Below are 13,772 nucleotides of genomic sequence, written 5' to 3'. Positions count from 1 at the left end.
GGTTCAGCGCGCGAGCCGGATGCGCCAGCGCACCAGCGCGCCATAGCCGACCGAGAGCGCCGCGAGCATGCCCATGTCGAGCAGCCAGGCCGCCGGCGCGTGCTGGAAATGGCTGTCCCGGGGACTTTGCGGGCCGGGCGAGACCGCCCACAGGTCGACGGTCGACCCTTGCGCGGCGTATCCCCACTGCGACGGCATCAGCCAGGACGCCTGGTCCAGAAGGATCCGGTCGGTGACCGGCACCATCCCACCGCAGAGCACCATCTGCATCATCAGCGACACCACCAGCATCGGCATCACCTGCTCGCCCGTGCGGGCGAGCGCCGAGAGCAGCAGGCCCAGCATCGCCGCGGCCACACACGTCGCCGCCACGGCGACGAACAGCTCGACGGTGGCCGCCGAGCTAGAGGGACCGAGCAGCACCGCTGGTCGCGTCGGCGGCCCCTTGCCCAGCACCACGATGGCGGTGGCGATGGCCGCCTGGGCGACGGCGAACCCGCAGAACACCGCGACCTTGGCCAGCAGGTACGCGGTGGTCGACAGGCCGACGGCCTGTTCGCGCCGGAAGATCGGCCGCTCGCCGATGAGGTCGCGGATGGTCAGCGCGGTGCCCATGAACGCGGCCGCCATGGTGAGCAGGGTCAGGATCATCCCGGCCTCGCCCGCCGACTCGCCGGCCGGGTCGGCGTAGCCGAAGCCGGCGCTGCCGGGAACGGTCAGCGACAGCGCGCCCATGACGAACGGCAGCACGGCCAGGAACACGAAATAGGCGCGGTCGGACACCACCAGCCGGACCTGTCGGCGCGCGATGGTGGAGAACTGGTGGCGCTTGCTGGTGCGTGGCGGCGCGCCGAGCTCGGCCGGCGCCTGGGTCCGCCGCGGGGGCGGCGGTCTGTTCTGGGCCAGAAAGCGGCGATTGGCCTCGTCCGGGTCGGCGCCCACCTTCGCGAAGATGTGCGCCCAGTTGGTGGTTCCCATGGCGGGACCGATCCGGGCGGGCGGACCCAGGAACGCCGTCTTGCCGCCCGGCGCCATCAGCAACACCTGGTCGCAGACGTCGAGGTAGGTCAGCGAGTGCGTCACCACCAGCACGACGCGGCCGGCGTCGGCGAGTTGCCGCAGCATCGTCATGACCTGCAGATCCAGCGCGGGGTCCAGGCCCGACGTGGGTTCGTCGAGGATCAGCAGCGACGGCCCGGTGAGCAGCTCGAGCGCCACCGACGCGCGCTTGCGCTGCCCGCCGGAGAGCCTGTCGACCCGGGTGTTCGCGTGCTCGGTCAGGCCGAGCTCGTCGAGGACCTCGGCGACGACCCGGCCCCGGTCGGCTTTGCTGGTGTCCGGCGGCAGGCGCAGCTCGGCGGCGTATCCGAGGGCCTGGCTGACCGTGAGCTGCCGGTGCACGACGTCGTCTTGGGGGACCATCCCGATCCGGGTGCGCAGCGACGCGTACTCGGTGTGAATGTCGTGGCCCTCGAAGGTGACCGAGCCCGACGTCGGGGTGGCGTACCCGGCGATCAGCCGCGACAGCGTCGTCTTGCCCGCGCCGGAGCCGCCGATGAGCGCGGTCAGTGTGCCGGGGCGGGCGGTTAGCGAGATCCGTTCCAGCAGGCGCTTGTCACCGATGGCGAAGTTGACCTCGCGCACCTCGAGGCCGCCGGCGCGGGTCGCCGCCTCCTGCAGGCGAACCAGCGCGCCGCCGCGCAACACCAGGTCGACGTTGCCGATCGTCACCACGTCGCCCTCGGACAGCGCCGCCGAGGTGACCCTGACCCCGTTGACGAAGGTGCCGTTGCTGCTGTTCGCGTCGCGGATCTCGGGGCCGGCCGGTGTCGGCGTCAAGAAGGCGTGGCGGCGCGAGGCCAGCACGTCGTGGATGACGATGTCGTTGTCGAGCGCGCGGCCGATCCAGGCGGCCCGCCCGGTCACCGGCCGGCGATCGCCTTCGGGTCCCGCGACGGCGACCCGGGTGGTGGGGAACTCCCCGGCGTCGGCCGGCGGCTGCGGCGCGGTGCGCCCGGCGTCCCTGCGCCGAAAGGAGCGTGCCGGCGGGCGTCCCAGTTCGAAGGTGATCCGCGGGCCGTCGGGCTTGCCGATGTTGATGCTCTGGCCGTCGCGGATGTCGACGACCGGCACCCGCCGGCCGTCGAGGTAGACGCCGTTGAGCGTGTTGTTGTCGACCGCGAGCCACCGGCCCCGATCGAAGCGCAACAGCAGGTGCGCGCGGGCGATCAACGGGTGCGCGACCCGCAGGTCGGCGCGCAGGTCGTTGCCGACGACGACGTCGCGGCCGGCGGTGAAGCTGCCCTGCGAGTGCTCGGATCGCGCCGTCAGCAGGGGCTGGGCAGGTCGGGTCATCGCATCCCAGATTAGGGTCGCCGCCTGAGAGCCGCCTCAGCGTTTCAGCCGGATGTGCCAGCGCACGATGCCGGTGTAGGCGATCGAGAGCAGCGCGAGCATGGCCATGTCGAAGACGAAGATGTGTTTCGAGTGCTGCCAGATCGGGTCGTTGGTGGGGATCTGCTTGACCTTCACCAGCGACGGGAAGTCGATCGAGGACGCGCCCGCCGCGTAGCCCCAGCGGGCGGGCGTCAACCACGCCAGCTGTTCCAGCCCGATGCGCTGATACACCGGGATCATCCCGCTGGAGAACACCAGCTGCGACATGATCGACACCACCAGCAGCGGCATGATCTGCTCGTTGGACTGCGCCAGGGCGGACAGCAGCAGGCCGAGCATGGCCGAGGCCACACAGGTGCCCGCGACGGTGACGAACAGCGAGAAGGTGGAGTTGCCGAAGAACTGCGGGTGCGCGGTCGGCGCGCCCTTCCCCAGCCGCACGATGATGGTCGCGATCGCCGCCTGGCCCGTGGCGAAGACGCAGAACACCGCGATCTTGGCCAACAGATAGGCGGTGGTCGACAGGCCGACGGCCTGCTCCCGCTTGAAGATGGCGCGCTCGCCGATGAGATCCCGGATGGTCAGCGCGGTGCCCATGAAGACGGCGCCGATGTTGAGCAGCACCATGATGTACTGCGGCTGGGTGGGTGCGGGGCCCATCGGGTCGGCCGGCCCGAGGCCGGGGTGCGGGCCCTTAACCGTCAGCGACAACGCGCCGATGAGGAACGGCAGGATCGCCAGGAAGATCGTGTAGCCACGGTCGGACACGACGAGGCGAACCTGGCGGCGCGCGATCGTGGACAGCTGCCGCCACAGGTTGGTTTGGGGTGGTTCGCCCAGGTCCGCCGGGCTCTGCGGGGTCGGCGGCTGCGACGACTGCTGATTGCGCTCCTTGAAGCGCCGGTTGGCCTCGTCCGGGTCGGCGCCCACCTTGGCGAAGATGTCGGCCCAATTGCGGGTGCCCATGGCCGCCTCGACCTGGTCGGGTGGCCCGCAGAACGCGGTCTTGCCGCCGGGCGCGACCAGCAGGATCTGGTCGCACACGTCCAGGTAGGACACCGAGTGGGTCACCACCAGCACCACGCGGCCCGCGTCGGCGAGCTGGCGCAGCATCAGCATGACCTGGCGGTCCAGCGCCGGGTCCAGCCCGGACGTCGGCTCGTCGAGCAGCAGCAGCGACGGCTGGGTGAGCAGCTCGAGCGCGACCGAGGCGCGCTTGCGCTGGCCGCCCGAGAGCTTGTCGACCCGCGTCTCGGCGTGCTGGGTCATGTCGAGTTCCTCGAGCACCTGGGCGACGACGCGGGCGCGTTCCTCTTTGCTGGTGTCGGGCGGCAGGCGCAGTTCGGCGGCGTAGTTGAGGGCCTGGTTGACCGTGAGCTGGCGGTGCACGACGTCGTCCTGGGGGACCATCCCGATCCTGCTGCGCATGGACGCGTACTCGGTGTGGATGTTGTGGCCCTCGAAGGTCACCGTGCCCGACGTGGGGCTGGTGTAGCCGACGATCAGCCGCGACAGCGTGGTCTTCCCGGCGCCCGAACCGCCGATGATGGCCGTGAGTGTCCCGGGCCGGGCGGTCAGTGAGATGTGGTCGAGCAACTGCTTGCCGTGGTCGACGGTGTAGCAGACGGAGTTGACCTCCAGGCCGCCGGTCCGCGTCGCCGCCTCGGTGCGCCGGACCAGGCCGTCGCCCGTGAACACCAGGTCGACGTTGCCGATGGTGACCACGTCGCCCTCGGTCAACACCGCGGACCCGACCCGGACGCCGTTGACGAAGGTGCCGTTCACGCTGTGCGCGTCGCGGATCTCGGTGCCCAGCGGCGTCTGGATCAAGAACGCGTGATGGCGCGAGGCGAGCACGTCCTGGATGACGATGTCGTTGTCGGTGGCCCGCCCGATGGTTTGCGACCCGGCCGGTTTCTGGATCGCGCCGGACCGCGACGGCCGCAGCGCCTGGAACATCTTGGTCGCCAGGTTCGCCACCTCGGGCGGCTTGGCGTTGGCGGGTGCGGCCCGGGTGGGCGCGGGGATGTGCTGCGCCGGCGGGGGGCTGTGGACGGGTGCTTGCAGGGGGGAATTGTGCGGCGGGGGTGGCGCGGCGGGCGGGTAGGCGGGCGGTCGCCCACCGCCGGCGCCGTACATGGTTTGCCCCGCCGGGCCGGGCCGGGGAGCGGGCTGCGGCCGCCGCGGAGGCGCCACCCAGTTGGGCGTGCGCCCGGCTGGAGGCGGCGGCGGCCCGGGTGGAGCGGCGACGGGCGGGCCCGGTTGCGCCGACCACGCCGCCGGCTGCGGCGGGGCCGCCACCGGGATGTTCATCGATTCGGTCTTGGGCGGGCGCCCGGCCATGCCTTGGTGGCGGCCGACGTCGAACGTCAGCAGCGGCCCGTCGGGGTTGCCGATGTTGAGGGTCTGCCCGTCGTGGATCTCGACGACGGGCACGCGCCGGCCGTTAACGAAAGTTCCGTTGAGCGAACCGTTGTCGATGGCCAGCCACTTGCCCTGGTCGAAACGCAGCAACAGGTGGGCCCGCGAAATCAGCGGATGCGTGATGCGCATGTCGGCCCGCAGATCGCGCCCGACGACCACATCGTGGCCGGCTGCGAAGGTACGTTCGGACCCTTCGTGATGGACGGTTAGCGCTGGCGGGGCTGGTGCTGACATCGCCACAACTGTAGCTTGCGGCCCTGTGGATCAGCGTGGAGCGGCCGCGGCGTCGGGCGCGCCGGTCACGACGCAGTGCGTCCGGCTGTAGATCGTCGGCATGCACTGATTGCAGTGCGTGCAGGCGGAGTGCACCCGGTGCTGGGCGTCCTCGGCGGCGATCCGGTTGATCAGGTCAGGCTCGGCGAGCAGCGCGCGGGCCATCGCGACGAACTCGAAACCCTCGGCCATCGCCAGGTCCATCGTCTCGCGGTTGGTGATGCCGCCGAGCAGGATCAACGGCATCTTCAACTCGGCGCGAAACAGCTTGGCGTCGCGCAATAAATAGGCCTCGCGGTAGGGGTATTCGCGCAGGAACTTCTTGCCCGTCATGCGCATGCCCCAGCGCAGCGGCGGCTTGAACGCGCCAGCGAACTGCTTGAGCGGCGCGTCGCCGCGGAACAGGTACATCGGATTGACCAGCGAGCTGCCCGCGGTCAGTTCGATCGCGTCGAGCCCACCGTCCTCTTCCAGCCACTTGGCGGTGGTCAGCGATTCGTCGGTGCTGATGCCGCCGCGAACGCCGTCGGCCATGTTCAGCTTGGCGGTCACCGCGATCGGCGTGCCTTCCTTTTCGACCGCGCGGCGGACGGCCATCACCATCCCGCGGGCGACCTTCGCCCGGTTCTGCAGCGATCCGCCGAATTCGTCGTCGCGGCGATTGATCAGCGGGGACAGGAACGAACTCGCCAAGTAGTTGTGGCCCAGGTGGATTTCGACGGCGTCGAAGCCCGCTTCGATGGCCAGCCGGGCGGCGTTCGCGTGGCCTTCGATGACGTCGTCGATATCCTCACGGGTGGCCTTCTTGGCGAACCGCATACCGATCGGGTTGAAGAATCGGACCGGCGCCAGCGCCTTCGCCTTGTTGGACTTGGCGTTGGCGACCGGGCCGGCGTGGCCGATCTGCGCGCTGACCGCCGCGCCCTCGGCGTGGATCGCGTCGGTGAGCCGCCGGAACCCGGGCACGGCCTCGGGCCGCATCCAGATGCCGTTGCCCTCGGTGCGACCGCCGGGGGAGACGGCGCAGTAGGCGACGGTCGTCATGGCGACCCCGCCGGCGGCCGGCAGCCGGTGGTATTCGATGAGGTCGTCGGTCACCAGCGCCTCGGGCGTGCGCGCCTCGAACGTGGCTGACTTGATGGTGCGGTTACGCAGCGTTATCGGACCGAGCTTCGCGGGGCTGAAGACGTCCGGAGGGGTAGACATACCGGGAGCCTAATGGCGATCGCGAGCGCGGCGTAGCCGGGCGCGGCGGGTCGCCATCATCGAGATCTGCCAGACTGTCAGCGTGGGAGCAATCACGCTGGACGGCAAGGCCACCCGGGACGAGATCTTCGTCGACCTCAAGCAGCGCGTGGCCGTATTGACCGCATCGGGACGCACCCCCGGTTTGGGCACCATCCTGGTGGGCGACGACCCGGGCTCCCAGGCGTACGTGCGGGGTAAACACGCCGACTGCGCCAAGGTCGGGATCACCTCGATCCGCCGCGACCTGCCCGCCGACATCAGCACCGCCACGCTCAACGAGACCATCGACGAGCTCAACGCTAACCCCGACTGCACCGGCTACATCGTGCAGTTGCCGCTGCCCAAGCACCTGGACGAGAACGCGGCGCTGGAGCGCGTCGACCCGAACAAGGACGCCGACGGGCTGCACCCGACCAATCTGGGCCGGCTGGTGCTCAACAACCCTGCCCCGCTGCCGTGCACGCCGCGCGGCATCGTGCACCTGCTGCGCCGCTACGACGTCGAGATCGCCGGGGCGCACGTGGTCGTCATCGGCCGCGGTGTGACTGTCGGTCGCCCGTTGGGGCTGCTGCTGACCCGCCGTTCGGAGAACGCGACGGTGACGTTGTGCCACACCGGAACTCGCGACCTGCAGGCGTTGACCAAACAGGCCGACATCATCGTGGCCGCCGTCGGGGTCCCGCACCTGCTGACCGCCGACATGGTGCGTCCCGGCGCCGCGGTGCTCGACGTCGGGGTGAGCCGGACCGACGACGGACTCGTCGGCGACGTGCATCCCGACGTGTGGGACGTGGCCGGGCACGTATCGCCCAACCCGGGCGGCGTGGGCCCCTTGACCCGGGCGTTCCTGCTGACCAACGTCGTCGAGCTGGCCGAACGGGAATGACCGCGCGGACCGTGCTGCGAGCCCAGTGGCCGATTCTGTTGGTGGGCTTGATCTTTGCCGCGGCACTGGTATTGGTGGGAGCCAACTTCTGGCGGCGGGGCTCGCTGTTGATCGGCATCGGTGTGGGCGTGGCCGCGCTGCTGCGATTGGTGCTATCCGAGGAGCGGGCCGGCCTATTGGTGGTGCGCGGCAAGGGAATCGACTTCATCACCACCGCGGCGGTCGGGGCGGCGATGGATTACATCGCCTGGACGATCGACCCGCTGGGCACCGTCTAGTAACTCGGCAGCGCCGGAATCTGTCCCGGCATCTGGCCGGCCATGCCCGGGATTTGGCCCGTCATTCCGGGGACCTGGCCACCCATGCCCGGGATCTGGCCCCCCATGCCCGGGATCTGGCCCCCCATTCCCGGGATCTGGCCGGGCATTCCCGGAACCTGCGGCATGGCGCCGGACAGGTTGCCGCTGGCGATGTTCGCCATCTCCTGGGGGCAGTACGTCTGGATCGCGATCGTGGTGAACATGCTCGCCATCTGCGGGGACATGCCACGGCCGGAGATGCTGGACGCTGCCCCGGCGAAGCTGCCGCCCGGCTGCGCGAGCATCGGGCAGATCGACTCGCCTACGGCCATCGCGTTTCCGGGTTCGCCGAAGTCGATGCCGGCGTGATTGAGCGCGTCGATGAAGTCGTCGCCGTTGCCCTCCGCTTCGGCCGGCGCCGCAAAGGCCGAGGCCACGGTGAGCAGGCCGGCGGCCGCGGCGAGCAGGCGAATGGTGAGGGGCTGTTGGCGCAAGACCCAGATCCATTGATGAGTTCGTGCAAGTGCCTTCACGCCAGCCTCCCCGTCCGCATGGAGTGCACCGACGGCACTCGAATCACGCCTACGAACTCTGATCTATCACTGTCACGTTTACGAAACGGTGGGGTAAAGGTTCGCACAATAAGCGTTTCGTGAGGTCGTTGTGTTCGCGATGTGGCTTATTGAGCAGCCGGAGGATCGGCCTTGTTCTCGGGATGGGATTTTTCGAAACCAATTGCGCGAGTGTGAATCTAGGGCGGCCTCAGAGCCGATTTTTGTCGGTGTGTGTCGATAGTTTGGCGGTGTGAGTTCCACTGGTCTGCCCGATGTCGACGCGGTGTTCGACGCGCTCGATGCTGAGGTGGACCGCGCGTGTGCGTTGGTGCTCGACGTGTTGACCGTGCAGCAGCAGCTGGCGGTGTTGGAGCGCTGTGAGAGGCTGCGCCGGCGCATCCCGGTCATTGAGCATCCGCTGCTCAATTCGCTGGCCCGCCAAGTCCCGTCCCAGGATCTGGGCGGCGGCTTGTCCCATGCTTTGACGGAACGCACCCTGATCAGTCGCCACGAAGCCTCTCGGCGTATCAAGGAAGCCCGCGACCTGGGACCCCGCCACGGACTGACCGGTGAACCCCTGCCACCCGCCCTGCCCGCCACCGCCGCGGCCCAGCGCGCCGGAGACCTGGGCGCGGGTCAGGTGGCCGTGATCCGCAAGTTCTACCACCAACTTCCCGGCTGGGTGAGCGCTGCGGCCCGTGAGTTCGCCGAAGCCCAACTGGCCGGGTTCGGCACCCAGTTCGGCCCCGAACACCTCAAAGAATTGGCCCGCGGGCTCACCGATGCGCTTAACCCCGATGGCACGTTCACCGACGAGGACCGGGCCCGCAGCCGCGGGGTGACCCTGGGCAACCAACAAGCCGACGGCATGTCGGAGTTGCGGGGCCTGATCACCCCCGAGCTGCGCGCCACCCTCGAAGCCGTGGAGGCCAAACTCGGTGCCCCGGGCATGTGCAACCCGCTCGACGACATCCCGTGTGTCGACGGCACGCCCAGCCAGGCCGCCATCGACGGTGATACGCGCTCGAAGGCTCAGCGCGGCCATGATGCCCTGCTGGCCGGGCTGCGTGGGCTGTTGGCCTCCGGGGAGTTGGGTCAGCACAACGGGTTACCGGCCTCGATCATCGTCACCACTACCCTGGCCGAGTTGGAGGCCGCCGCCGGGCGAGCCCTGACCGGTGGGGGCACCATCCTGCCGATGAGTGAGGTGATCCGCCTCGGCCGCCACGCGCATCACTACTTGGCGATTTTCGATAAGGGCAAGGCCCTGGCGCTCTATCACACCAAGCGGCTGGCCTCCCCGGGACAACGAATCGTGTTGTACGCCAAGGACCGCGGCTGCACCGCTCCGGGCTGCACCGTGTCGGGCTACTACTGCGAAGTCCATCACGTCACCGACTACGCCACCTGCCACAGCACCGACATCAACGACCTCACCTTCGCCTGCGGCCCGCATCACCGCATGCTCGACCCCGGCGGCTGGACCACCCGCAAAAACCCCCGCGGCGACACCGAATGGAAACCACCACCCCACCTCGAGCGTAATCGGCCACGCACCAACACCTTCCACCATCCGGAGAAACTACTGCGTGACGACGACGATGACGGGTGGTAACCGGGCTGGGGTACTTGAACGACGGATCAGGCTTCCGAGAAGTCGGGCACTGTGATCGCGCCGTCGTCGGCTAGCGCGAACCCGGGGTTGTGGGCGATCTCCCATGCGTGACCATCGGGATCGCGGAACGCGCCCGCATACCCGCCGTAGAACGTTTCGGCAGCGGCGCGGGTGATGGTGGCTCCGGCATCTGTTGCCGCGGCCAGGATCTCGTCCACTTCGGCGCGCGACCGCACGTTGTGAGCCAAGGCGATGCCGCCGAAACCGTCATCGCCTTGATCGGCGATGCCGAGATCGGCCGAAAGCTTCTCTCGCGCCCACAGACTCACCGCGATGCCGCCCGCCTGAAAGAAGACGGTCTCCTGCACCACTTGACCGTGCCAGCCCAGGCGCTCATAGAAGCGGCGGGCGCGGTCCAGATCGGCAACGCCCAGGGTGATGAGACTCAGTCGCTGCTCCATGCGACGAGACACTACGCGGGCGCTCAGCCGGCCAGCGTCGCCCGGGTGCACATGGTGATATAGGGCAGCGCCAGCCCGGTCGCATTCGCCAGGGCCGGATGGGTGGCCAGCAACTGGCGCACCTCGTCGAGCGTTCTGGAGCGAACCTCGGTCGGCGAGGTGATGCAGTAGCTGCGCGACGCGACGAGGTCGATCAATGCTTGCGGCGTAAGGTAACTCGTCCACTCGACCCGATGCTGCGCGAGGTCGGTGAACGGCTCGGGCAGCTGCACCTGGGTGCGGCCGCCGTCGCCGTCGCTGCCGATGATCCGGCCCAGTTCGCGCACCCAGCCGAGCCGTTCGTCGCGGGTGTTCCACACCAGGCCCAGCCGCCCGCCCGGCCGTAGCACGCGGGCCACCTCGGGTATCGCGCGCTCGGGGTCCACCCAATGCCAGGCCTGGGCCACCAGCACCACGTCAACGCTGTTGTCTTCCAACGGAATCTCTTCGGCCGTGCCCAGCAGGGCGCGGGTCTCGGGCAGCGAGGTCCGCAGCACCTCCAGCATGTCCGGGATCGGATCGACGGCCACGACGTCCAGGCCGCGCTCCACCAGCCGGGTCGTCAGCTTGCCGGTGCCCGCCCCCAGGTCGAGCACCTGGCGCGCGCCGACCGGCAACAGCCAGTCGATCGCTTCCGGGGGATAGGACGGGCGGCCACGCTCATAGGCCGCGGCCGCCGAGCCGAATGACAAGGAGCGGTCGTGCCGCGAGCGGGTCACCGTTGCGACGTGCCTTCCCTGCTGTCCGCGCCGGCCAAAACCAGTGTCTTGCGGATCAATTCGCCCACCGCGTCGGATTCCACCAGGAAGCCGTCGTGCCCGCAGAGGGAGTCGACCACCTGCAAAGCGGTGCAGCCCGGCAGGTGCTCGGCCAACTCCTCCTGCAGACGCAGCGGGTAGAGCCGGTCGGATGTGATGCCGCCCACCACCGCCGGCACCGGGCAGCCGCGCAGCGCCTTGGCCACCCCGCCGCGGCCACGGCCGACGTCGTGAGTGTTCAGCGCCTCGGTCAATACCACGTAGCTGCCCGCGTCGAAGCGCTCGAGCAGCTTGTCGCCCTGGTACTCCAGGTAGCTCTGCACCGCGTAGCGGCCGCCGGCGGCGGGATCCTCGTCGCCCTGCGCGTCATTGGCGAACCGGGTGTCCAGGTCCACCTCGCCGCGGTAGGTCAGGTGCGCGAAGCGCCGCGCGATCGCCAGCCCGGTGTCGGGCGCCAGCCCGGTGTCGTGATAGTCGCCGCCCTGCCAGTTCGGGTCGGCCTCGATCACCGCGATCTGCGTGGACTGGGTACCGATCTGATCGGCGGTGGCGCGCGCGCCCACCGCCAGCAGCAGCCCGGACCGGACCCGGTCCGGGTGACCGACCATCCACTCCAAAGCCCTTGCGCCGCCCATGGATCCACCGACCACCGCGGCGACCTCGTCGATCCCCAGCGCGGCCAGCGCGGCGATGTCGGCCTCCACCTGGTCGCGGATCGAAATCCGCGGGAACCTTGAGCCCCAAGGCTTTCCGTCCCGGGTCCGCGAGCTGGGCCCGGTGGAGCCGCGGCAACCGCCGAGCACGTTGGTGGCCACCGCGCACCACCGGTCGGTGTCGATCGGGGCTCCCGGCCCGACCATGCCGTCCCACCAGCCGCCGGTGGGATGTCCTGGTCCGGCCGGGCCGGTGACGTGCGAGTCACCGGTCAGCGCGTGCAGCACCACCACCACGTTGTCGCGCGTGGGCGACAACTCGCCCCAGCGCTGCACGGCGATGTGCACGTCGTCGATCACCGCGCCGCTTTCGGTGGTCAGCGAGCCGATGTGGACAAAGCCGATTTCGCCTTCGTCGGGCAGCGTTTGGGTGGGCGCGTCGGGGATCGTCATCGGGGCGGTCTCCTTCAGAACGCCGCCACGGCGTGCGGATCGGTGCCCGAGGCTCCGGCGGTCGCGCCGAATTTGGCCGCCGCGGCGAAGCCGAGCTCCAGGTCGGCCAGGATGTCGTCGATCCCCTCGATGCCGACCGCCAGCCGCACCAGGCCCGGGCTGACCCCGGTGCTCAGCTGCTCCTGCGGGGACAGCTGGGCGTGCGTCGTGGAGGCCGGGTGGATCACCAGGGAACGCACGTCGCCGATGTTGGCGACGTGGCTGTGCAACTTGAGCGCGTTCACGAAGGCCTTGCCGGCCTCGATGCCGCCGGCCAGCTCGAACGACAGCACCGCCCCGGTTCCCTTGGGCGCCAGCTTCTTTGCCCGCTCGTGCCAGGGCGAGCTGGGCAGTCCCGCATAGTTCACCGAGAGCACGCCGTCGTGGCCGGACAAGAACTCGGCCACGCGCTGGGCGTTGGCGACGTGACGCTCGACGCGCAGGCTCAGCGTCTCGATGCCCTGGGCGACCAGGAACGCGTTGAACGGCGCGGCGGCCGAACCGAGGTCGCGCAGCAGCTGCACGCGCGCCTTGAGCGCGTAGGCCGGCGGACCGAGCTCGGCGAACACCACCCCGTGGTAGCTCGGGTCCGGGGTGGTGAACCCCGGGAAACGGCCCTGCGTCCAGTCGAACGTGCCGCCGTCGACGACGACCCCGGCGATCGCCGAGCCGTGGCCGCCGAGGTACTTGGTGGCCGAGTGCACGACGATGTCCGCGCCGTGCTTCAGCGGCTGGATCAGGTAGGGCGTGGCGATCGTGTTGTCGACGATCAGCGGGACGCCCGTGTCGTGGGCGACCCCGCCGACACCGGGGATGTCCAGGATGTCGATCTGCGGATTGGAGATGGTCTCGGCGAAGAACGCCTTGGTGTTCGGCCGCGCCGCGGCCCGCCACGAATCCAGATCGTCGGGGTCCTCCACGAAGCTGACCTCGATGCCGAGCTTGGCCAGCGAGTAGTGAAACAGGTTGTAGGTCCCGCCGTAGAGCCTGGGGCTCGAGACGATGTGATCTCCGGCACACGCGATGTTCAAGATGGCGAACGTGGCCGCCGCCTGGCCGGAGCTCAGGAACAGCGCCGCCACACCGCCCTCGAGCGCGGCGATGCGCTGCTCGACGACGTCGGTGGTCGGGTTGCCGATCCGGGTGTAGATGTTGCCCGGCACCTCCAGCCCGAACAGGGCGGCGGCGTGCGTGGTGTCGTCGAAGACGTACGAGGTGGTCTGGTAGATCGGCAGGGCGCGGGCGTTGGTGGCCGGGTCCGGCTGCTGCCCGGCGTGCACCTGCTTGGTCTCGAACGACCAATGCGCGGTCGGATCGGTGTTCTCGCTGGTGGTGCCGTTGGAAGAAGAACTGTCGGAACTCACGTGGGTTGGCTTTCTCCTGAAATATGGGCTCGGGTCTTCAGCGGGGCCTTACGGCCGGCCGGCTAGCAGCGGCGCACGGTCGCGCACATCAGCGGCTCCACCAAGGCGAGCCGATGATCGCAAGGAGCTGGACAGAAGCACATCACGTGTCCCCTCTAGTCAGGGGTCCGTTATGGCGGACCCGCGCTTGCCGCGCAGCCTGTGGCTACTAGACCTGGTCATCACCCGGGGCACCCCACCGCGGTTGGAGGGTTGCCGGCCAGCAAGCCGGGGCTTGTCGCTGGCGCTCATGACCAATACGAAGACTAT

General features: G+C 69.4%; 11 protein-coding genes and 1 riboswitch. Of the genes, 3 read left to right on the top strand and 8 right to left on the bottom strand.

Annotation, left to right across the window (positions count from 1 at the left end; genetic code table 11):
- Window positions 1–3: 3 nt before the first annotated feature.
- From P6281_RS21230 to P6281_RS21220, 3 genes are read right to left on the bottom strand one after another with little or no spacing between them, the layout of a single operon-like run.
- The gene (locus tag P6281_RS21230; RefSeq protein WP_324738516.1) at window positions 4–2,355 is read right to left on the bottom strand and encodes an ATP-binding cassette domain-containing protein; all 2,352 of its coding nucleotides are present in this window, start codon (window positions 2,353–2,355) and stop codon (window positions 4–6) included.
- A 36-nt stretch (window positions 2,356–2,391) separates the two neighbouring features.
- On the bottom strand, window positions 2,392–5,055 hold the full coding sequence (locus tag P6281_RS21225) for an FHA domain-containing protein (protein WP_324738515.1): 2,664 nt from the start codon (window positions 5,053–5,055) through the stop codon (window positions 2,392–2,394).
- A 30-nt stretch (window positions 5,056–5,085) separates the two neighbouring features.
- A complete protein-coding gene (locus P6281_RS21220; RefSeq protein WP_014383226.1) occupies window positions 5,086–6,300 on the bottom strand; it encodes an NADH:flavin oxidoreductase in 1,215 nt (404 codons plus the stop codon).
- Between the two features lie 82 nt (window positions 6,301–6,382).
- Here P6281_RS21220 and P6281_RS21215 point away from each other — a divergent pair, with 82 nt between their 5' ends.
- On the top strand, window positions 6,383–7,228 hold the full coding sequence (locus P6281_RS21215; RefSeq protein ID WP_014385733.1) for a bifunctional methylenetetrahydrofolate dehydrogenase/methenyltetrahydrofolate cyclohydrolase: 846 nt from the start codon (window positions 6,383–6,385) through the stop codon (window positions 7,226–7,228).
- A complete protein-coding gene (locus tag P6281_RS21210) occupies window positions 7,225–7,506 on the top strand; it encodes a DUF3017 domain-containing protein (RefSeq protein WP_008260053.1) in 282 nt (93 codons plus the stop codon). Before P6281_RS21215 ends, P6281_RS21210 begins: the two co-directional genes overlap by 4 nt.
- Here the strand turns inward: P6281_RS21210 and P6281_RS21205 are convergent.
- Entirely contained in the window at window positions 7,503–8,060 is a 558-nt protein-coding gene (locus P6281_RS21205; protein ID WP_014942848.1) for a DUF732 domain-containing protein, read from the bottom strand. The two genes, P6281_RS21210 and P6281_RS21205, sit on opposite strands and share 4 nt — an antisense overlap.
- Before the next feature lie 271 nt (window positions 8,061–8,331).
- On the opposite strand from P6281_RS21205, the gene P6281_RS21200 reads away from it, so the two are divergent.
- Window positions 8,332–9,696 (top strand): HNH endonuclease signature motif containing protein, encoded by a 1,365-nt coding sequence (locus P6281_RS21200; protein WP_324738514.1) that lies wholly within the window; start codon window positions 8,332–8,334, stop codon window positions 9,694–9,696.
- Between the two features lie 26 nt (window positions 9,697–9,722).
- Here P6281_RS21200 and P6281_RS21195 read toward each other — a convergent pair whose 3' ends face one another.
- Genes P6281_RS21195 through P6281_RS21180 form a run of 4 tightly spaced genes read right to left on the bottom strand, consistent with a single transcriptional unit; the run spans window position 9,723 to window position 13,463 of the window.
- Window positions 9,723–10,157: a VOC family protein gene (locus P6281_RS21195; RefSeq protein WP_014385730.1), complete on the bottom strand. Its 435-nt coding sequence runs from the start codon at window positions 10,155–10,157 to the stop codon at window positions 9,723–9,725.
- A gap of 23 nt (window positions 10,158–10,180) precedes the next feature.
- The gene (locus P6281_RS21190) at window positions 10,181–10,915 is read right to left on the bottom strand and encodes a class I SAM-dependent methyltransferase (protein WP_009954115.1); all 735 of its coding nucleotides are present in this window, start codon (window positions 10,913–10,915) and stop codon (window positions 10,181–10,183) included.
- Complete coding sequence (gene metX, locus P6281_RS21185; protein ID WP_009954114.1) at window positions 10,912–12,060, bottom strand: homoserine O-acetyltransferase MetX; 1,149 nt, start codon at window positions 12,058–12,060, stop codon at window positions 10,912–10,914. Before metX ends, P6281_RS21190 begins: the two co-directional genes overlap by 4 nt.
- A gap of 14 nt (window positions 12,061–12,074) precedes the next feature.
- Window positions 12,075–13,463 carry a bifunctional o-acetylhomoserine/o-acetylserine sulfhydrylase gene (locus P6281_RS21180; RefSeq protein WP_014385729.1) on the bottom strand — a complete coding sequence of 463 codons (1,389 nt, stop codon included), beginning with the start codon at window positions 13,461–13,463 and terminating at the stop codon, window positions 12,075–12,077.
- Between the two features lie 178 nt (window positions 13,464–13,641).
- Window positions 13,642–13,758: riboswitch (SAM riboswitch) on the bottom strand.
- Window positions 13,759–13,772: the final 14 nt, after the last annotated feature.

Origin of the sequence: Mycobacterium sp. 5-140-3-2, from assembly GCF_035666375.1 — a bacterium.
Taxonomy (GTDB): Bacteria; Actinomycetota; Actinomycetes; order Mycobacteriales; family Mycobacteriaceae; genus Mycobacterium; species Mycobacterium intracellulare.
The sequence above is the reverse complement of the archived record's forward strand: the minus strand, read 5'-3'. Positions and strand labels throughout refer to the sequence as shown.